General features: G+C 35.7%; 14 protein-coding genes and 1 riboswitch. Of the genes, 11 read left to right on the forward strand and 3 right to left on the reverse strand.

What is annotated here, in order from left to right:
• The first annotated feature begins 23 nt into the window (after positions 1-23).
• From dhbC to BAU23_RS08935, 8 genes are all read left to right on the forward strand, one after another.
• Positions 24-1,223: an isochorismate synthase DhbC gene (gene dhbC / locus BAU23_RS08900; RefSeq protein WP_071734150.1), complete on the forward strand. Its 1,200-nt coding sequence runs from the start codon at positions 24-26 to the stop codon at positions 1,221-1,223.
• A gap of 12 nt (positions 1,224-1,235) precedes the next feature.
• Positions 1,236-2,852, forward strand: a complete 1,617-nt coding sequence (locus tag BAU23_RS08905; RefSeq protein WP_071734152.1) for a (2,3-dihydroxybenzoyl)adenylate synthase — start codon at positions 1,236-1,238, stop codon at positions 2,850-2,852.
• 30 nt (positions 2,853-2,882) lie between these two features.
• Positions 2,883-3,776 carry an isochorismatase family protein gene (locus BAU23_RS08910; RefSeq protein ID WP_071734154.1) on the forward strand — a complete coding sequence of 298 codons (894 nt, stop codon included), beginning with the start codon at positions 2,883-2,885 and terminating at the stop codon, positions 3,774-3,776.
• 33 nt (positions 3,777-3,809) lie between these two features.
• Positions 3,810-10,967 (forward strand): amino acid adenylation domain-containing protein, encoded by a 7,158-nt coding sequence (locus BAU23_RS08915; protein WP_071734156.1) that lies wholly within the window; start codon positions 3,810-3,812, stop codon positions 10,965-10,967.
• Positions 10,964-11,188 (forward strand): MbtH family protein, encoded by a 225-nt coding sequence (locus BAU23_RS08920; RefSeq protein WP_000184071.1) that lies wholly within the window; start codon positions 10,964-10,966, stop codon positions 11,186-11,188. Before BAU23_RS08915 ends, BAU23_RS08920 begins: the two co-directional genes overlap by 4 nt.
• Complete coding sequence (locus BAU23_RS08925) at positions 11,188-12,630, forward strand: MDR family MFS transporter (RefSeq protein ID WP_000644786.1); 1,443 nt, start codon at positions 11,188-11,190, stop codon at positions 12,628-12,630. The genes BAU23_RS08920 and BAU23_RS08925 overlap by 1 nt, the downstream gene beginning before the upstream one ends.
• A gap of 64 nt (positions 12,631-12,694) precedes the next feature.
• A complete protein-coding gene (gene sfp / locus BAU23_RS08930; protein WP_000970683.1) occupies positions 12,695-13,444 on the forward strand; it encodes a 4'-phosphopantetheinyl transferase Sfp in 750 nt (249 codons plus the stop codon).
• Positions 13,445-13,479: 35 nt separating this feature from the next.
• On the forward strand, positions 13,480-14,022 hold the full coding sequence (locus BAU23_RS08935) for a hypothetical protein (RefSeq protein ID WP_000959130.1): 543 nt from the start codon (positions 13,480-13,482) through the stop codon (positions 14,020-14,022).
• A gap of 37 nt (positions 14,023-14,059) precedes the next feature.
• Here the strand turns inward: BAU23_RS08935 and BAU23_RS08940 are convergent, their stop codons facing one another.
• Positions 14,060-14,332: an HU family DNA-binding protein gene (locus BAU23_RS08940; RefSeq protein ID WP_071734158.1), complete on the reverse strand. Its 273-nt coding sequence runs from the start codon at positions 14,330-14,332 to the stop codon at positions 14,060-14,062.
• 205 nt (positions 14,333-14,537) lie between these two features.
• Here BAU23_RS08940 and BAU23_RS08945 point away from each other — a divergent pair, with 205 nt between their 5' ends.
• Positions 14,538-15,305, forward strand: a complete 768-nt coding sequence (locus BAU23_RS08945; protein WP_000577306.1) for a DUF3891 family protein — start codon at positions 14,538-14,540, stop codon at positions 15,303-15,305.
• A gap of 14 nt (positions 15,306-15,319) precedes the next feature.
• Positions 15,320-15,850 carry a DinB family protein gene (locus tag BAU23_RS08950; protein ID WP_000656392.1) on the forward strand — a complete coding sequence of 177 codons (531 nt, stop codon included), beginning with the start codon at positions 15,320-15,322 and terminating at the stop codon, positions 15,848-15,850.
• 49 nt (positions 15,851-15,899) lie between these two features.
• Here the strand turns inward: BAU23_RS08950 and BAU23_RS08955 are convergent, their stop codons facing one another.
• Together BAU23_RS08955 and BAU23_RS08960 are read right to left on the reverse strand one after the other, a co-directional pair.
• Positions 15,900-17,267 (reverse strand): alanine/glycine:cation symporter family protein, encoded by a 1,368-nt coding sequence (locus tag BAU23_RS08955; RefSeq protein WP_000451031.1) that lies wholly within the window; start codon positions 17,265-17,267, stop codon positions 15,900-15,902.
• 107 nt (positions 17,268-17,374) lie between these two features.
• Positions 17,375-17,494, reverse strand: a riboswitch (glycine riboswitch).
• Positions 17,495-17,720: 226 nt separating this feature from the next.
• The gene (locus BAU23_RS08960; protein ID WP_071734161.1) at positions 17,721-18,296 is read right to left on the reverse strand and encodes a hypothetical protein; all 576 of its coding nucleotides are present in this window, start codon (positions 18,294-18,296) and stop codon (positions 17,721-17,723) included.
• Between the two features lie 229 nt (positions 18,297-18,525).
• Between BAU23_RS08960 and BAU23_RS08965 the strand changes: the two genes are divergently transcribed.
• Entirely contained in the window at positions 18,526-19,338 is an 813-nt protein-coding gene (locus BAU23_RS08965; RefSeq protein ID WP_001137355.1) for a hypothetical protein, read from the forward strand.
• The last annotated feature ends 59 nt before the right edge of the window (positions 19,339-19,397 follow it).

Raw genomic sequence — 19,397 nt, forward strand, 5'->3', positions numbered from 1 at the left:
AAAATTCAGGAGGTTTTAATACTATGAATGAACTTATAGCCGTAAAGGAACTGTCAGAAAAATTATTAGAAGATTATAAAACTGAATCTTCGTTCTTTTTTGCTTCACCAACTCGAACGATATTGACAGAAGGAGAGTTTACTACAGTAAAGCATCATGAAATTGAAAGTTTTCCAGAACTTGTACAAGCGGTATTAAGTAATGCAAAACAAGCTGGAAATCCGAATCCTATCGTTGTTGGTGCTTTGCCTTTTGATCGTAGAAAAGAAGTTCAACTTATCGTACCAGAACATAGTAGAATTACTGAGCGTTTACAGTTAGAGACAACAAATGAGATAAAACGAAATGAGAAACTGACATTCGAAATGACACCAGTTCCAGCTCCTGAAGTTTATATGAATGGTGTGAAGCAAGGGATTGAAAAAATTCAGGACGGAGATTTAAAGAAAATCGTTCTATCCAGATCGTTAGATGTTAAATCTTCAGAGAAGATTGATAAACAAAAACTACTTCGCGAATTAGCAGAGCATAATAAGCACGGTTATACATTTGCTGTGAATTTACCGGAAGATGAAAACGAGTGTAATAAGACATTAATTGGAGCAAGTCCTGAATTACTCGTTTCACGTAATGGTATGCAAGTTATTTCTAATCCGTTAGCTGGTTCAAGACCACGTAGTGATGATCCAGTAGAAGATAAGAGAAGAGCAGAGGAGTTACTTTCTTCTCCGAAAGATTTACATGAACATGCGGTAGTAGTGGAAGCGGTTGCTGCTGCGCTTCGTCCATACTGTCATACATTACATGTTCCAGAAAAACCATCCGTTATTCATAGTGAAGCGATGTGGCATTTGTCTACTGAAGTGAAAGGTGAACTAAAGGATCCAAATACTACTTCTTTGGAATTAGCGATTGCTCTTCATCCTACGCCAGCAGTTTGCGGAACGCCGATGGAAGAAGCGAGAGAGGCTATTCAAAAAATTGAGCCATTTGACCGTGAATTCTTTACAGGAATGCTAGGATGGAGCGATTTAAATGGAGATGGTGAATGGATTGTTACAATTCGCTGTGCTGAAGTGCAAGAAAATAAACTTCGATTATTTGCAGGAGCAGGAGTTGTTGCTGAGTCAAAACCAGAAGATGAGTTAGCAGAAACATCAGCTAAGTTCCAAACAATGCTGAAGGCTTTAGGACTAAGAGATAATTCGCTGAATGAAAAATAGGGGGAAGAAAGAATGTTAACAGGTTATACGGAATGGCCAGAAGAATTTGCAAATCGTTATCGAGAAGAAGGATGTTGGCTTGGAGAAACATTTGGTTCGTTATTAAGAGAGCGTGCTGAAAAATATGGAGATCAAATTGCGGTTGTAAGTGGTGATACGCATATAACATATAGTGAGCTTGATAAAAAAGTAGATCGCTTAGCTGCAGGCTTACTGAATTTAGGAGTAAAGCAAGAGGATCGAGTTGTAATCCAATTACCTAACATTATCGAGTTTTTCGAAATATGCTTTGCGCTATTTCGCATTGGAGCACTTCCTGTTTTTGCACTACCTTCACATCGAAGCAGTGAAATTAGTTATTTTTGTGAGTTTGGTGAGGCGAGTGCTTACGTTATTTCAGATAAGGCTCTCGGCTTTGATTATCGAAAACTAGCAAGAGAAGTGAAAGAGAAAGTGCCCACTTTACAACATGTAATTGTAGCGGGAGAAGAAGAAGAGTTTGTGAACATAAGTGATCTATATATAGATTACGTTCCATTACCAGAAGTTAAGCCAAGTGATGTTGCGTTTCTCCAATTATCGGGAGGGACAACAGGGCTTTCTAAATTAATTCCTAGAACGCATGATGACTATATTTATAGTTTACGTGTTAGCGCTGAAATTTGTAATTTAAATGCAGAGAGCGTCTATATGGCAATTCTTCCAGTAGCACATAATTACCCGATGAGTTCTCCAGGGACATTTGGAACTTTCTATGCAGGTGGAAAAGTAGTGTTGGCAACTGGAGGGAGCCCAGACGAGGTATTTGCACTTATAGAAAAAGAAAAAGTTACGATTACCGCCCTCGTTCCGCCATTAGCAATGATTTGGCTGGATGCGGCATCTTCCCGTAATAACGACTTATCGAGCTTGCAAGTGATTCAAGTAGGAGGTGCGAAATTTAGTGCCGAAGTTGCAAAGCGTATTCGCCCTACATTTGGATGTACGTTACAGCAAGTGTTCGGTATGGCAGAAGGGTTAGTAAATTACACGAGATTAAATGATCCTGAAGAAATCATCATTCATACACAAGGTAGACCGATGTCTACATTCGATGAAGTACGGGTTGTTGATGAAAATGATAACGATGTAAAACCTGGTGAAGTAGGTAGTTTATTAACAAGAGGGCCATATACAATTCGAGGCTATTATAAAGCAGAAGAGCATAATGCACGATCATTTACAAAGGATGGATTTTATCGCACAGGTGATCTTGTAAAAGTAAATGAACAAGGTTACATCATTGTAGAAGGTAGGGATAAAGATCAAATTAACCGTGGTGGTGAGAAAGTTGCTGCGGAAGAAGTGGAAAATCATCTATTAGCACATGATGCGGTACATGATGTAGCGATTGTATCGATGCCTGATGATTATTTAGGAGAACGTACTTGTGCCTTTGTTATAGCTCGAGGACAAGCTCCAACAGTAAGCGAATTAAAAATGTTTTTAAGAGAACGCGGTATAGCAGCTTATAAGATTCCAGATCGAATTGAATTTATTGAATCATTCCCGCAAACAGGTGTTGGAAAGGTAAGCAAAAAAGAGTTACGTAAAGTCATTACTGAAAAACTTATTACGGCAAAACGATAAAAAATATAAAAATTGGAAGGAAGTGATTAGATGGCTATCCCATCTATTTCAGTATACAAAATGCCAGTTGAATCAGAACTACCAAAAAATAAAGTGAACTGGACACCAGATCCGAAGCGTGCGGTTCTTCTAATCCATGACATGCAAGAATATTTTCTTGATGCATATAGCGATAAAGAATCACCAAAAGTAGAACTCATTTCAAATATTAAGGTGATAAGAGAAAGATGTAAGGAACTTGGTATACCAGTAGTTTATACAGCACAACCAGGTGGACAAACGTTAGAACAACGGGGGTTATTACAAGATTTCTGGGGGGACGGTATTCCTGCTGGACCAGATAAAAAGAAAATTGTCGATGAACTTACTCCTGATGAGGATGATATATTCTTAACAAAATGGAGATATAGTGCATTTAAAAAGACAAATCTATTAGAAATTTTAAATGAACAGGGAAGAGATCAACTTATTATTTGCGGTATTTATGCACATATTGGCTGCCTTTTAACAGCTTGTGAAGCATTTATGGATGGAATAGAGCCGTTCTTTATAGCAGATGCAGTTGCTGATTTTTCACAAGAGCATCATAAACAAGCATTAGAGTATGCATCTAGTAGATGTGCAGTAACGACATCAACAAACTTACTATTAAAAAATTTACAAAGTGTAAAAGGTGATGAGAGTGAAGGAATCACTATACAGGAAGTGCATGAACTAGTTGCACAACTACTTCGTGAGCCAGTAGAGAGTATTGATATTGATGAGGACTTACTAAATAGAGGACTTGATTCGGTCAGAATTATGAGTTTAGTAGAGAAGTGGCGTCGCGAAGGGAAAGAAATAACTTTTGCAGATTTAGCAGAACGTCCAACTGTTTCAGATTGGTACAGTTTACTATCTTCACAGACAGCACAGGTACTGTAACAAATAGACTACATAATAAAGGGGTAGTAAAGAATGCCTAATAGTCAAAAGGTTCGCCATTCGTTATCATCTGCGCAGACTGGTATGTGGTTTGCACAGCAATTAGATCCGCTGAATCCAATTTATAATACTGGGGAATATGTAGAAATAAACGGAAATATTAATCAAGATATTTTTGAATTAGCAGTACGTAAAGTTGTAATGGAAGCAGAAGCACTGCATGTTCGTTTCGAAGAGGATGAAATTGGTCCATGGCAAGTTATTGAAGAATTACAGTTTCATATGCATTTTATTGACGTTCGTAAAGAAGAAAATCCTGAAGAGGCCGCTAAAGTATGGATGAAAAATGATTTATCTATGCCAGTCGATTTGAAAACAGATAAATTATTTACTGAAGTACTTATTCAAGTTGAAAATAATCGTTTCTTTTGGTATCAGCGCATCCATCACATTGTGATGGATGGCTATGGGTTTTCTATTCTTAGCCAAAAGGTAGCCAATGAGTATACATCACTTATAGAAGAAACAAATAAGAATGGAAAGTCATTTGGCTCTCTTGCAAAAATTGTACAAGAAGATAATGAGTATCGTGAATCTACACAATTTCAGGAAGATCGTACTTTTTGGTTAGAGAAGTTTGCAGATGAACCGGAAGTTGTAAGTTTGGCAGAACGAGCGCCGAGAACATCAAATGGATTTTTACGAGAAACTGCTTATTTATCAAATGCTAGTACGAAAACTTTACTAGAAGATATAAACATTTCGTTAACGAGTTGGCCCGAATTTATTGTAGCCGTAACAAGTATTTACATGCATAAATTAACAGGTGCAAATGATATTGTTTTAGGTTTACCAATGATGGGGCGTCTCGGTTCTGCATCTATTTATACACCGAGCATGGTAATGAATTTAGTACCACTTCGTCTCACTGTAACTCCAAATATAACTCTTGCGGAATTATTACAGCAAGTTTCTAAAGAAATCCGAGACGTACGTCGTCATCATAAATATCGTCATGAGGAATTAAGAAGAGACTTAAAGTTACTAGGTGAAAATCAAAGGTTGTTTGGGCCGTTAGTGAATGTTATGCCTTTTGATTATGGGCTTAACTTTGCTGGGAATCGTGGTATTACACATAATTTATCAGCAGGACCTGTCGATGATTTATCGATAAATGTTTATAAACGTTTCGATGAAAATGAGCTAATGATTCATTTTGATGCGAATCCGGAAGTATATAGCGATACGGAACTAGCATTGCATAAAGAAAGATTTATGAATCTATTCGAGTTAGTAGTAAATAATTATGAGAAAAACGAGTCGATTGGAAAAATAAACATTACTCTTCCTGAAGAAAATCATAAAGTTTTATTGAAATGGAATGAAACGAAGGAAGCTGAAGAGCTAATTAATCTACCTTTATTATTTGAAAAACAAGTACAAAAAAATCCAAATAAAATAGCGGTTACTTGTAACGGAGTAGACCTTACGTATAAAGAGCTAAATGAGCGAGCGAATGAACTGGCGCACTATTTAGTAGAAGAAGGAATAGGGCCAAATCAGTTTGTGGCTTTAGTATTTCCAAGATCAATAGAAATGGTAATTAGTATGCTAGCAGTCTTAAAGGCAGGTGCAGCGTATTTACCAATAGATCCAGAATACCCAGCTGAGCGAATAAATTATATAGTAAATGATGCAAAACCAGTTTGTTTCATCACACATTCATCTGTTTCATCTAATTTAGTTATAGAAAATGATATGAAAAAAATCGAATTAGATCGCGAAGAAACAGAACTAGCATTAAAAGCATATTCTCATATGAATCTACCATTTAGAAATGATGAATCACTTCTAAAGCCTGCGTATACAATTTACACTTCAGGATCAACCGGAAATCCAAAAGGTGTAATTGTTCCTATGAAAGCTTTAAGTAACTTTTTATTGGCTATGGACGATATGTTTTCATTACATGAAAACGATCATTTATTAGCAGTTACAACGTTTGCATTTGATATTTCTGCACTAGAAATTTATTTACCTCTTATTAGTGGTGCAAGTTTAACAATCGCACAAAAAGAGGTAATTCAAGAACCAACTGCGTTAACTGCACTTTTACAAGAAGAAAGAGCGACAATTATGCAAGCTACACCGACGCTTTGGCAGGCGTTAGTAACGGAATATCCAGAGAGACTACAAGGGCTAAAAGCGCTCGTTGGTGGTGAAGCACTTCCAGCCCATTTAGCAAATACATTAAAAGAATTAGGTTGCTCTATTACAAACTTATATGGACCAACTGAAACGACTATTTGGTCTACTGTCATGAACATTGATGAAAATGGAATTGGTATACCTCCTATTGGAAAGCCAATTTGGAGTACAGACGTGTATGTATTAGATGCAGGTTTACAACCAGTACCACCTGGAGTAATTGGTGAACTATATATTGCAGGGGAAGGGCTTGCGAACGGATATTTAGGAAAACCAGAGTTAACGGCTGAACGGTTTGTTGCAGATCCTTATGGAAAACCAGGGAAGCGCATGTACCGCACAGGTGATCTGGTGAAATGGCGTAACGATGGTGTATTAGAGTACGTTAGTCGCGCAGATTATCAAATTAAAATTCGTGGTTTCCGAATTGAATTAGCTGAAATTGAAATGGTATTACAACGACATGAAAATATTCAACAAGCGGTAGTAATGGTACGAGAAGATCGCCCAAATGATAAACGAATTATTGCGTATATCGTTGCTGAAGAGAAGGAAACAATTAACTTTGCGGAAATTCGTTCTTATGTTTCAGAAAGTTTAGCGAATTATATGGTACCATCAGCATTTGTTGTGCTAGAAGTATTACCGTTAACACCAAATGGAAAGGTTGATAGAAAGAAATTACCTGCTCCTGATTTTAATGAAATGAACAAGGAGAGAGTTGCTAGAAATCCGAGAGAAGAAATATTATGTGATTTATTTGCAGAAATACTTGATGTTTCTCGCATTAGCATTGATGATAATTTCTTTGAAATGGGTGGTCATTCACTTCTTGCATCTCGTTTAATGGCAAGAATTCGTGAAACGTTAAGTGTCGAATTAGGAATTGGAAAACTATTTGAATCGCCAACTGTTGCTGAACTAGCGAAGCAATTGGATCAAGCAAAAACTGCAAGACCAGCAATTAAGAAAGTAAGAAGACCAAATGAAGTTCCACTTTCATTTGCACAGCGCAGGTTATGGTTCTTAAATTGTTTAGAAGGTCCAAGTCCTACTTATAATATTCCGTTAGTCATTCGTATGTCTGGAAAATTGAATGAGGAAGCATTGCAAGGTGCCTTTTATGATGTAGTGAAGAAACATGAAACACTTAGAACAATTTTCCCTAATGTATTAGGTAGTTCCTATCAGAAAATTTTAAATATGGAAGACTTAAATCTAGAAATGATTATAACAAAAACATGTAAAGATGAATTAGAAAGTGTACTTTCAGAGGCGGTAAAATATAGCTTTAACCTTGATGTTGAGCCAGCAGTTCGTTTACAACTTTTTAAAGTAAGTGAAAATGAGCATGTATTACTAATTCTTTTACATCATATTGTAGGAGATGGCTGGTCATTACAACCGTTAACGAGAGACTTTACAGTAGCTTATAAAGCACGATGTCAAGGTGATAGTGTTCAATTAGAAACTCTTCCAGTTCAATACGCAGATTATTCACTTTGGCAACAGCAACTACTAGGTGATGAAACTACACAAGAGAGTCTTATTTCAACACAATTAGATTTTTGGAAAGAAGAGCTAAAAGGTTTACCAGATCAAATGGAGTTACCTACAGATTACCAGCGTCCAATTGAAACGAGTTATCGCGGGGAAACAATTCAATTTCATATAGATGAAGGTATGCATAGTAGGTTAGTAGAGCTCGCACGGAAAAATGGAGTTAGTTTGTTTATGGTGTTGCAAGCAGGACTTAGTGCGCTATTTACAAGATTAGGTGCAGGTACTGATATACCGATCGGAAGTCCAATTGCTGGAAGAAACGATGATGCACTCTCTGACATAGTCGGTTTATTTGTAAATACATTAGTCTTACGTACAAATACATCAGGAGATCCAAGCTTTAAAGAATTATTGGATAGAGTGAAGCAGGTAAACCTTGCAGCTTATGAAAATCAAGATGTTCCATTTGAACGACTTGTTGAAGTGTTAAATCCAGTACGAACTCGAAATAGTCATCCGCTGTTTCAAGTTATGTTAGCTTTCCAAAATACGCCAGAAGCAACGTTTAATGTACCGGATATAGAAGCGAGCCTTGAAATTCAAAGTGTTGGCTCTGCAAAATTTGATTTAACATTTGAAATTAGCGAGAGTAACGGAGTTGATGGTACGCCAAACGGCTTACACGGATTGTTAGAGTTTAGTACCGATTTATATAAACATGAAACAGTTCAAAAACTAATAGAACGATTTATTCTGTTATTAGATGATGCAGCGAAACATCCGGATCAATCAATTGGTAGATTAGAAATATTAACTTTAGCAGAGCGAAATACAGTTTTAGAAAAGTGGAATGGCGGTTTTCAAATTGTACCTGAAATGACATTGCCACAATTATTTGAAAAGCAGGCTCATGTAAATCCAAATTCTATTGCTGTCGTCTTTGAAGATGAAAAGCTAACTTATGAAGAGTTGAATAGAAAAGCGAATAAAATAGCTCGTTCGTTAATAGCAAAAGGAGTAGGCCCTGATCAACTCGTTGCTTTAGCGATGCCGAGATCTTTAAATATGGTTGTAAGCTTACTAGCTGTTCTGAAAGCTGGTGCGGGATACCTTCCGTTAGATCCAGATTACCCGTCTGATCGTATTTCATTTATGCTCCACGATGCGAAACCATCATGTGTTTTAACAAATTCAGATGTGGAAATTGAATGTGATGAGGCACTAAAGATTTTAGTTGATGATGTGAAAGTAATAGAAGAAATTGAGAAATATAGTGAAGACAATATTGATGAAATGGAGCGCATTAAACCATTATCTCCTTCACATATTGCTTACGTTATTTATACGTCAGGCTCAACTGGTAGACCGAAAGGCGTTATGATACCTCATCAAAATGTAGTAAGACTTTTAGGAGCAACTGATCATTGGTTCCAATTTGACGCAGACGATGTTTGGACGATGTTCCATTCATACGCTTTTGATTTCTCGGTTTGGGAAATTTGGGGACCATTATTATACGGAGGGCGTTTAGTCGTAGTACCACATACTGTAAGTCGCTCGCCGAAAGAATTTTTACAGCTTCTTGTTAAGGAAAAGGTTACTGTATTAAACCAAACTCCATCAGCGTTCTATCAATTGATGCAAGCAGATCGTGAAAATGAAGAGGTTGGTCAAAAATTATCTTTACGATATGTTGTTTTTGGAGGAGAAGCACTTGAACTAAGTCGATTAGAAGATTGGTATGGTCGTCATCCTCATAACGCACCGAAGCTTATTAATATGTACGGTATAACCGAGACGACGGTACATGTTAGTTATATTGAGTTAGATGAGAGTATCGTTTCTTTACGAGCAAATAGTTTAATTGGGTGCAGTATACCTGACCTTAAAGTATACGTATTAGATAACTATTTACAACCAGTGCCACCTGGAGTAGTTGGAGAAATGTATGTTGCAGGTGCCGGACTAGCTCGTGGATATTTAGGAAGAGCAGGATTAACGGCTGAACGGTTTATCGCAGATCCATTTGGTAAGCCAGGTACAAGAATGTATCGTACTGGAGACTTAGCACGCTGGCGTCAAGATGGGACGTTAGATTATATAGGACGTGCAGATCATCAAATTAAAATTCGTGGATTCCGAATTGAATTAGGGGAAATAGAAGCGGTCATAATGAAACACGATAAAGTTGAACAAGTAGCCGTTATTGTCCGGGAAGATCAACCAGGGGATAAACGATTAGTTTCTTATATCGTCGCTTCAAATAATGAAACGATTGATACGAATGAAATGCGTCAGTATGCTGGAGGGAGTTTACCAGATTACATGGTTCCATACGCTTTTGTAGTAGTAAATGAGTTGCCTTTAACTCCAAACGGTAAATTAGATAGAAAGGCATTGCCAGCTCCAGAATTTATCGCATCATCTTCTAGTCGTGGACCAAGAACACCGCAAGAAGAAATGTTATGTGACTTGTTTACAGAAGTTTTAAGTGTGTCTCAAATTGGAATTGATGACGGATTCTTTGATCTAGGTGGCCATTCACTTCTTGCAGTGCAGCTTATGAGCCGTATTAAAGAAGCACTTGGGGTGGAACTAAATATCGGAACTTTATTTGCAGCACCTACTGTTGCAGGTCTTGCTGAAAGACTTGAAGTGGGAAATGGACAAAGTGCACTCGATGTGTTGCTTCCATTACGAGCAAGCGGAGACCAATTACCACTATTTTGTGTACACCCAGCAGGTGGATTAAGTTGGTGCTATGCAGGACTTATGAAATCTTTAGGAACAGATTATCCAATCTACGGTGTTCAAGCACGTGGTATCGCTAAAAATGAAGAACTTCCAAAAAGTTTAGAGGAGATGGCGGCCGATTATTTAAAACACGTTCGTGAAGTACAGCCTTACGGACCTTATCGTTTACTCGGTTGGTCGCTCGGAGGAAATGTTGTGCATGCAATGGCGGCGCAACTGCAAAATGAAGGGGAAGAAGTAGAATTACTCGTTATGCTAGATTCTTATCCTGGTCACTTCTTACCGAATACGGAAGCACCTACTGAAGAAGAAGCGTTAATCGCATTACTTGCTTTAGGGGGATACGATCCAGATAACATGGATGGGAAACCACTTACTATGGAAAGTGCGATGGAAATACTTCGTAAAGATGGAAGTGCATTAGCAAGTCTGGAAGAAGAGACTATTTTGAACTTGAAAGAAACATATATAAATTCGGTAGGATTGTTAGGGAAATATGTACCGAAAGTTTATAACGGAGATATTTTATTCTTTAGATCTACTGTTATACCAGACTGGTTTGATCCTATTTCTCCAAATACGTGGCTAAATTATTTAGATGGGCAAATTGTGCAACACGATATTGATTGTCGACATAAAGATTTATGTCAACCAGGACCACTTACAGAAATTGGACAAGTATTAGCGAAATATTTGCAGAATAAGAAAGGGGTAAGTACAGTATGACGAATCCATTTGAAAATGATAATTACACATATAAGGTATTAAAAAATGAGGAGGGCCAGTATTCTCTCTGGCCTGTCTTTCTTGATGTACCTATTGGTTGGAATGTCGTACATGAAGAGGCAAGTAGGAATGATTGTTTACAATATGTTGAAAATACCTGGAAAGATTTGAATCCAAAAAGTAATCAAGTTGGCGAAAAAATATTAGTAGGAAAACGATAATGAAGGCAAAAATAAATCCAAAAGTAGTTGTAAGTATCGTATATATAACAGCGATGTTTATGGCTGCGATGGATGCAACAATTGTGAATGTAGCACTGCAAACGATAAGTAAAGAATTACAAGTGCCTCCATCTGCAATGGGGACGGTTAATGTTGGGTATTTAGTTAGCTTAGCTGTTTTCCTTCCGATTTCTGGTTGGTTAGGAGATCGCTTCGGTACGAAAAGAGTATTTCTAACCGCTCTTTTCGTATTTACAACTGCGTCTGCATTATGTGGAATAGCGAACGATATTACTTCATTGAATATTTTTCGTATTATGCAAGGTGCTGGCGGGGGGCTTTTAACACCAGTTGGGATGGCGATGTTATTCCGAACATTTTCACCAGAGGAAAGGCCGAAAATTTCACGGTTTATTGTGTTGCCAATTGCTGTAGCACCGGCAGTAGGACCAATTATTGGCGGTTTTTTTGTAGATCAAATGTCTTGGCGCTGGGCATTTTATATTAATTTACCGTTTGGAATCGTAGCGTTACTATTCGGTCTTCTATTTTTAAAAGAGCATATTGAAAAATCAGCTGGTCGCTTTGATTCTCTAGGTTTTGTTCTTTCAGCACCAGGATTTGCGATGCTAATCTATGCACTTAGCCAAGGAGCATCAAAAGGCTGGGTTTCTCCAGAAATTATGAGTACTGGGATAGCTGGGATTGTATTCATTACTTTGTTCATCATTGTAGAACTTAGAGTAAAGCAACCGATGTTAGATTTACGCTTATTAAAAGAACCAGTCTTTAGAAAAATGAGTCTTATTTCATTGTTTTCATCCGCTGGTTTACTAGGAATGTTATTTGTTTTTCCACTTATGTATCAAAATGTAATAGGAGTTTCCGCATTGGAATCAGGTCTTACGACATTCCCGGAGGCGATTGGGTTAATGATATCGTCACAGATTGTGCCATGGTCATATAAGAAATTAGGAGCTCGAAAGGTAATTTCTATTGGATTAATTTGTACGGCGATTATCTTTGTTTTATTAAGTTTTGTAAATCACGATACGAACCCATGGCAAATTCGGGCATTATTGTTTGGTATCGGTATTTTCTTAGGCCAGTCTGTTGGAGCAGTTCAATTTTCTGCATTTAACAATATCGCACCACCTTCTATGGGGAGAGCGACTACTATATTCAATGTGCAAAACCGTTTAGGTTCAGCGATAGGAGTTGCTGTTTTAGCTAGCATATTATCTGGATTTGGAAGTAATGAAATACAGAATAATGCACAGTCAGATTTCTTACCATATCAAGCTGCATTAATTGGATCAGCAATATTTTTACTTATAGCATTACTATTTTCTTTACGTATTTCTGATAAAGAAGTAATGTCAAAGAAGAATAAAAAGCCGTTATCTGTATTACAAAAAGAGAAAGAAGTTGTAAATGAATAAGTTGTAGCATGCTAATACTCTTTTGAAATAAAGTGATATTGGCATTTAAAAGGAGAGAGTTTACATGATGGAGAGTAAAGTTGTAGATTCTGTACCAACTCTTAATGAGAATAGTTGTCAAATATGGTGGGCGAGAATTTCAGATTTACAATCATGGCATTACAATTTACTAAATGATGTTGAACGAGAGAAAGCAAATTCATATCATCATTCGGCAGATCGTGCACGTTTTATAATAGGTTGCGTAATTAGTAGATTAGTCCTTGGAAAGATACTTTCTATGTCACCCGTTCAAGTGCCGATTGATCGAATGTGCCCAGTATGTAAGTTACAACATGGTAGGCCACAATTACCAGAAGGTATGCCACAAATATCTGTTTCACATTCGGGTGAGTGGGTTGTTGTTGCATTTACAAAGTCTGCACCTGTAGGCGTTGATGTTGAACAAATGAATCCAAATGTAGATGTTATGAAAATGGCAGAGGGCGTATTAACAGACATTGAAATAGCGCAAGTTATGAAGTTACCTAATGAACAGAAAATAGAAGGTTTTTTAACATATTGGACTCGAAAAGAAGCGGTACTCAAAGCGACAGGTGAAGGTCTAATGATTCCACCAGTAGGTATTATTGTATCAGCTCCAAATGATCCTCCAAATTTGTTGGTTTTTAAGGATAGGCAAGAGTTAGTAGAAAATACAATGATGGAGGATATAAGGCCAAGTGTAGATTATATGGCTTCCGTTGCAATATTTAGTAAAGAAGTAACTGAAATTACACAGTTAGACGCAGTAGCGCTTTTAAATTATAAATAAGTTAAATAAAAAATCTTATAGAAGAGGTGTTCCTAATGTTAGTAGCGGAAAATAGAAAAAGTGAATTTACTTATAATGTACAAGCAATTAAAAATATTTTATTTTCTGAAGATACATCATCTATTCATGCTTTAGAGAAGCTTTTGAATGATACAGTTCAGTTTGATGTTCTCGAACAAGAGGTAATTGATAGACAGTACATCCCGAAAGAAGCAAAGAATTTCTTTGATAAAAACGGAACATTTCTTTACCGTGTATCCAATGTTAGTTATAAAGGAAAAGTGTTATCTGAAAATCTAATTTTTGCGGACACTTCGTTTTTACCAAATACAATTAAGAGTGAATTAGAGAGTGGAAATATTCCAGTTGAAAAACTTATAGAAAAGATGGAAGTAAGAAGAAACGTATTATACGAAGGATATCAGCCATCTGGGAATATTATTGAATTGTTTGATGGATGCTCTGTTACGGCGAATGTTTATCCAACTAGAAAATATCAAATTGTAAGTAATTGCAAATGCATATTTTATATTTGTGAAGTATATCATGCTGAGAATATAAAGGAATTACTTAAATAAAACAAGAAACCAGCCTATAAAATGGCTGGTTTTTTGTTTATTTAACAGCTTCTTTTAACTCTTTACCTGCTTTAAATGCTGGAATTTTACCAGCAGCGATTTGAATTTCTTCGCCAGTTTGCGGGTTACGTCCTGTACGAGCAGATCTTTCGCGCACTTCAAAAGTTCCAAAGCCGATTAATTGAACTTTATCGCCAGATTGTAATGCAGTAGCAATTGTGTCAAATACAGATTGTACAGCTGCAGAAGCTTCCTTTTGAGAAATATCAGCGGATTGTGCCACGTTTTTAACTAATTCTGTTTTGTTCATGTTTTCACCTCATAAAAAAATTTTTTGGAATGAATGATTTAGTATAATGGATAATAAAGATAAAGCTATTTATATTGTTAGAAAGAATGCTATATAGTTATGTTAATTTCGTTGAAAGAAACTGAATCCCTGCAAATTAAAAGGGATTTATTAAGAATTGATGCATACGACAAGCTATAATATGAAGATGAGGGGGAGTATACGGATGATTTTTCGTGAAAAGAATGAGAAACAAAGTATATTAATTCGTCAACATGATCATGGTTTTTTAGCTGGTGAGATTGCAAGTTATATAAAAGAGGAGTTCTTTGAAGATAAAAGATACTTAAAAGAGACAATTGATGCAATATATGAACATGATAGAGGATGGATAGAACTTGATAAAGTACCAATTTTGAATGATGCTAAAAATATTCCATATACATTTATGGATTGTCCAAGTTCATTACGCTTTGTTTTTTATACGATTGGTTTGAATGAAATTGAAGATTCTAATCCATACGGGGCGCTACTTTGTAGTAAGCACTTTTTATCATTTCCATTAAATGAGGAAAATGAAGAGATGATGTCTTTTTATAAACATGAATTGGAACGACAAAAAAGAATTTTGAAAACGTTAACAAAAGAACAATATGCGATGTTCGATAAACATTATAGATTATTAAAGTTTTGTGATGAACTTTCTTTATATGTATGTATGAATAAACCTGGTGTAAAAAAGAAAGATGAAATTGATTTATTTAAAGAGGGTTTTGAAGGAACAGAAATGTTTAATAGTAAGAGGGAGAAGCCTATTCAAGCTGAATGGGTGGATGAAGAAACAATTCAAATTACACCGTTTCCATTTAAAACGGAATTTCATACGTACGTAAAATATAAAACTATAAATAAACATGAAATGAATGAAAAAGGGATTGTAAAAGCTGATAGAGAATCGGAAATGAAGGAACAAAACATTCGTTTCATACAATAAGGAGGCGATTTAAATTGAAAGATTATATGTTAAAACAGTTTGATTACCATGCTTGGGCTAATACACGATTATTCAATCGACTAAAAGAGTTACCAAACTATGAGACAATTTTTAATGAACAGATACAGAGTGTATTTCCATCAATTAAGGATACTTTTGCGCATATTTATATTACAGATCAAGTGTGGTTACACATATTGCATGGTAAAAGTATGAGTGAAGTAATACAAGATCGAGAAAAATTACGAAAACAAATCGAAACTAAATCGTTACATGAATTAGAAAAAATGTTTGAAAACATGGCAAATCAATATAAAGAATTTTTAAGTACAATACAAGACGTAAATACTGTATTTGTTATTGAGAACCCATATGCAGGTGCATTAGACACTTCCATTTTAGAGTTAGTGCAACACGTCGTAAATCATGGTACATATCATAGAGGGAATATAACAGCAATGATCCGTCAACTTGGTTATTCATCTACAATGATGGATTTTGTACTTTATTTACATATGGTTCAGGAGGGAAAGGAATTGAAATAGAGAAAAAAGGAATGGCTTATTATAAATGAGCTATTCCTTTTTTTAGTGATTAACTTGCCTGTTTTTTATGACTTTCTTTTAATTTCTCTGCTTGTAAAAACCGATTTGTTTCAGCGACAACTACACCACTTAATCCAATTAGGCCAATTAAGTTTGGAATCGCCATAAGCCCATTTGCGATATCGGCAAATGTCCATACAACACCTAACTTTAAATTAGCTCCAATAGCAATCATAACGATAAAGATTGCTTTATAATATTTTACAGCACCTTCTCCAAATAAATAAGCCACGCATTTCTCGCCGTAATACGACCAGCCTAAAATAGTAGAGTAGGCGAATAATATAATGGCGATACCGAGAATCATACTACCAGCAGTACCAAAAACAGATTGGAATGCTAATGTTGTAGCTTCAACGCCAGTTTTACCAGATTTCCATGCACCTGTAGTAATTAATACAAGACCAGTAATTGTACATACAATAAATGTATCGAGAAAAGTACCAGTCATAGAAACTAATGCTTGCTTTGCAGGTGAATCTGTTTTTGCTGCAGCAGCTGCAATAGGCGCACTACCTAAACCAGCTTCGTTCGCAAATACACCACGCGCCATTCCGATTTGAATAGCTGATGCAACTGTTGCGCCAATAAAACCACCAGCAGCTGCAGTACCATTAAATGCACCAGAAAAAATAAGTGAAAATGCTTCTGGAATTTGATCGTAGTGATAGAAAATAATAATAAGACCAGCAATGATATAAAAGAAAGCTTTAATAGGAACGATATATCCTGTCACTTTCCCGATTTTTTTAACGCCGCCTAAAATAACGATAGCGATTAAGAATGACATGAATATACCAGTTAATGCAGGAGGGAAAGAGAAGTTGATTCGCATTGCCTCTGCAACTGAATTAGATTGAACCATATTACCGATACCGAAAGAAGCAGCTGTGCCAAATATAGCGAATAAAACAGCCAGCCACTTTTTCCCTAAACCACGTTCTAAATAATACATTGGTCCACCAGAGTATTCTCCATTTTCATTACTAACACGGTATTTCACCGCAAGAATTGCTTCAGCATACTTTGTTGCCATACCGAACAACGCGGTAATCCACATCCAAAAGATCGCACCGGGTCCACCGATCGTCACAGCAGTTGCGACACCTGCTATATTTCCCATACCAATCGTTGCAGCCATAGCCGTCATCAGTGCTTGGAAGTGACTAATATCTCCAGAAGATGATGTATCCTCAGATTTTTTAAAAGCTAGTTTGTGAGCGTATATTAGTTTACTAAACTGTAAACCTTTTAAGCGCACTGTGAGAATGATACCAGTTCCAACGAGTAGCAATAAAGTTGGCAACCCCCACACATACTGATTAATTTGTTCTAATACTTTACTTACTGTCTCCATCTGTATTCTCCTTTTTTAGAAAAAATAAAAACCACTTCAAGGAAATGAAATGGTCTCTGGAGAAACAAGGGATAGAAAAATAAACCGATACAAATCGGCATTTTCTTTCGCTTGTCTCTGTCCTTTTACCTGAGAGATTATCCGCTAGATTAGCGGATTTGCTCCTTCGGTGCTCGTTTTCCTCCGCGCTATATAAAGCGAGAGGGAGTCTCTCCAGAGATTCGTCCCCATGCAGTTCTACTTGTAAACAAGACCTGAGAGTTTCAAAGTTGGTTCAGCAACTTTTTGCCCCGTCGGTAGATCGATAGACCTTCTCCTGAATGGTTCATCCGAATTATAAAATTCAAAACATAAACGCATTGATCGTAAATAAAAATACATAATCAATAAAAATATTATAGATATACAATAATTGAATTGCAATCATTTTTTATTTTGAAATAGTAAATAAATTCATTTTTTTGATATTCCTAATTTATCTTCTATTTCATTTAAAGTAGACAAAGCGATTACAATATGTTGATCTGCAAGCCCTAAAGCATGCTTTGTATTTTCAATTGTTTCATTGGTTGGAGTAGAATTGTTGTATCCGTCTATAATTAAATCTGCTGCATTTTTCATGAAGTTTGATGCAGCTTTAAACTGAGTTGTGAATTGGATTAGTTGTTCTTGTATATGTATATCTGTTATGTTTTCTTCAATTTTCATTGTGTCTATTTCTTTCATAATTGTTTCATATTGTTTAGAAACTGCACTCATTGTAACTAATAATTTATTTCTATCTACTGAATCTCCGTTAGTGTTAATCTCTTCCCATGCAGGCAACCAATCTTTCTCAATTATGTCATTATAATTAGTAGTTAATTCATTGATTTTAGGTTGTAATTTAGTTTTGAAAGTTTTTGTATCCACTGTTTCTACAGTTGCGCTTTCTTTATTATTTCTATCTTTAATTGTGTAGAAAATTGTGCTAGCAATGATAAGAATAGAAAAAACAACCGTCCATTTATTAAAAAATAACTTCTTCAATATGTAACGCCTCCAAAATTTAAAACTTATAATTATAATATATAATAATTGTGCTATTTTAAGTAGAGTAAATTGACTAAAATTGATTTGAATTACGATTTTATAATTAAAATGTAGAAGAAAATATACGTAGAAAGAGAACTTTCAGGTTTTTGATTCTGAATTATTCGAATTATAATTATGATGTGTGGGAATAAAATAATATTTTATGTAGAAATGAGTTGATAAATTGCCAAGAATAAAAAAAATAGGGCGTTTTTGTCCTATAGATGATGAAGGATATATTATAAATGATGCACACATTGATAAAATTCAACCTATATTTATGGAGGTAATACAAGAAATAAAAAATACTTGCTGTGAAATGTTACAGGATGATTTGCACAGTATTTATATAAGAGGTTCAATTCCAAGAGGGATTGGAATTGAAGGGATTGCAGATATAGATGTGATTATATTAGTGCGCAAGGATCCTAACTTAATAGACTTAAGCTGGCGAAAGAAGTTAGAAGTTCAAAGTTTACAACAGTTTAATTGTATATCGGGAGTGGAGTTAAGTTTCCACAGTGAAAAAGAGGTAGTGAATTCCAAAAGTTTTTCTTTTATAGGCTTTATGATACGGACGCATGGTATATGCATATTTGGTGAAGACGTAAAATTGTCTTTACCTAAATATAAAGTAAGTCAGGAGTTAGCTTATGAACACCTTATTCAATTGCGGAAACAAATTGGACAAGCACGCAAAGAGTTAATACATAATAAAGGCGTAGAAGATATAGCGGATTGTTGTCGTTGGATTATGAAGATAATAATTAGAGCAGGTCTTGCATTAACCATTGATAGAGAAGGGGTCTACTCCAGAGACTTATATCCTGCATATGTGTTATTTAGTAAGTATTTTCCCGAACAAGAAAAAAATATGAGAAGGGCATTACAATATGTAATTGAACCGATAAATGATATAAATGAAATTTTATTATTTTTAAATACGTTTGGTGAATGGTTGATAGAAAGAGCAGAGGGGAATTCTAGTTATTTATAATTTTTTTATGTAAACTGATATTTTGAATGAAGTAAGATAGGCAAGGAATGTGGATTTTT

The sequence above is a fragment of the Bacillus nitratireducens genome (genome assembly GCF_001884135.1).
Classification (GTDB): domain Bacteria; phylum Bacillota; class Bacilli; order Bacillales; family Bacillaceae_G; genus Bacillus_A; species Bacillus_A nitratireducens.

Bases quoted from the DNA above. Each gene is read 5' to 3' on its own strand.
- BAU23_RS08925 (WP_000644786.1), top strand. From the start codon at position 11,188: ATGAAGGCAAAAATAAATCCAAAAGTAGTTGTAAGTATCGTATATATA.
- sfp (WP_000970683.1), top strand. From the start codon at position 12,695: ATGATGGAGAGTAAAGTTGTAGATTCTGTACCAACTCTTAATGAGAAT.
- BAU23_RS08915 (WP_071734156.1), top strand. From the start codon at position 3,810: ATGCCTAATAGTCAAAAGGTTCGCCATTCGTTATCATCTGCGCAGACT.
- dhbC (WP_071734150.1), top strand. From the start codon at position 24: ATGAATGAACTTATAGCCGTAAAGGAACTGTCAGAAAAATTATTAGAA.
- BAU23_RS08955 (WP_000451031.1), bottom strand. From the start codon at position 17,267: ATGGAGACAGTAAGTAAAGTATTAGAACAAATTAATCAGTATGTGTGG.
- BAU23_RS08920 (WP_000184071.1), top strand. From the start codon at position 10,964: ATGACGAATCCATTTGAAAATGATAATTACACATATAAGGTATTAAAA.
- BAU23_RS08945 (WP_000577306.1), top strand. From the start codon at position 14,538: ATGATTTTTCGTGAAAAGAATGAGAAACAAAGTATATTAATTCGTCAA.
- BAU23_RS08935 (WP_000959130.1), top strand. From the start codon at position 13,480: ATGTTAGTAGCGGAAAATAGAAAAAGTGAATTTACTTATAATGTACAA.
- BAU23_RS08905 (WP_071734152.1), top strand. From the start codon at position 1,236: ATGTTAACAGGTTATACGGAATGGCCAGAAGAATTTGCAAATCGTTAT.
- BAU23_RS08910 (WP_071734154.1), top strand. From the start codon at position 2,883: ATGGCTATCCCATCTATTTCAGTATACAAAATGCCAGTTGAATCAGAA.
- BAU23_RS08940 (WP_071734158.1), bottom strand. From the start codon at position 14,332: ATGAACAAAACAGAATTAGTTAAAAACGTGGCACAATCCGCTGATATT.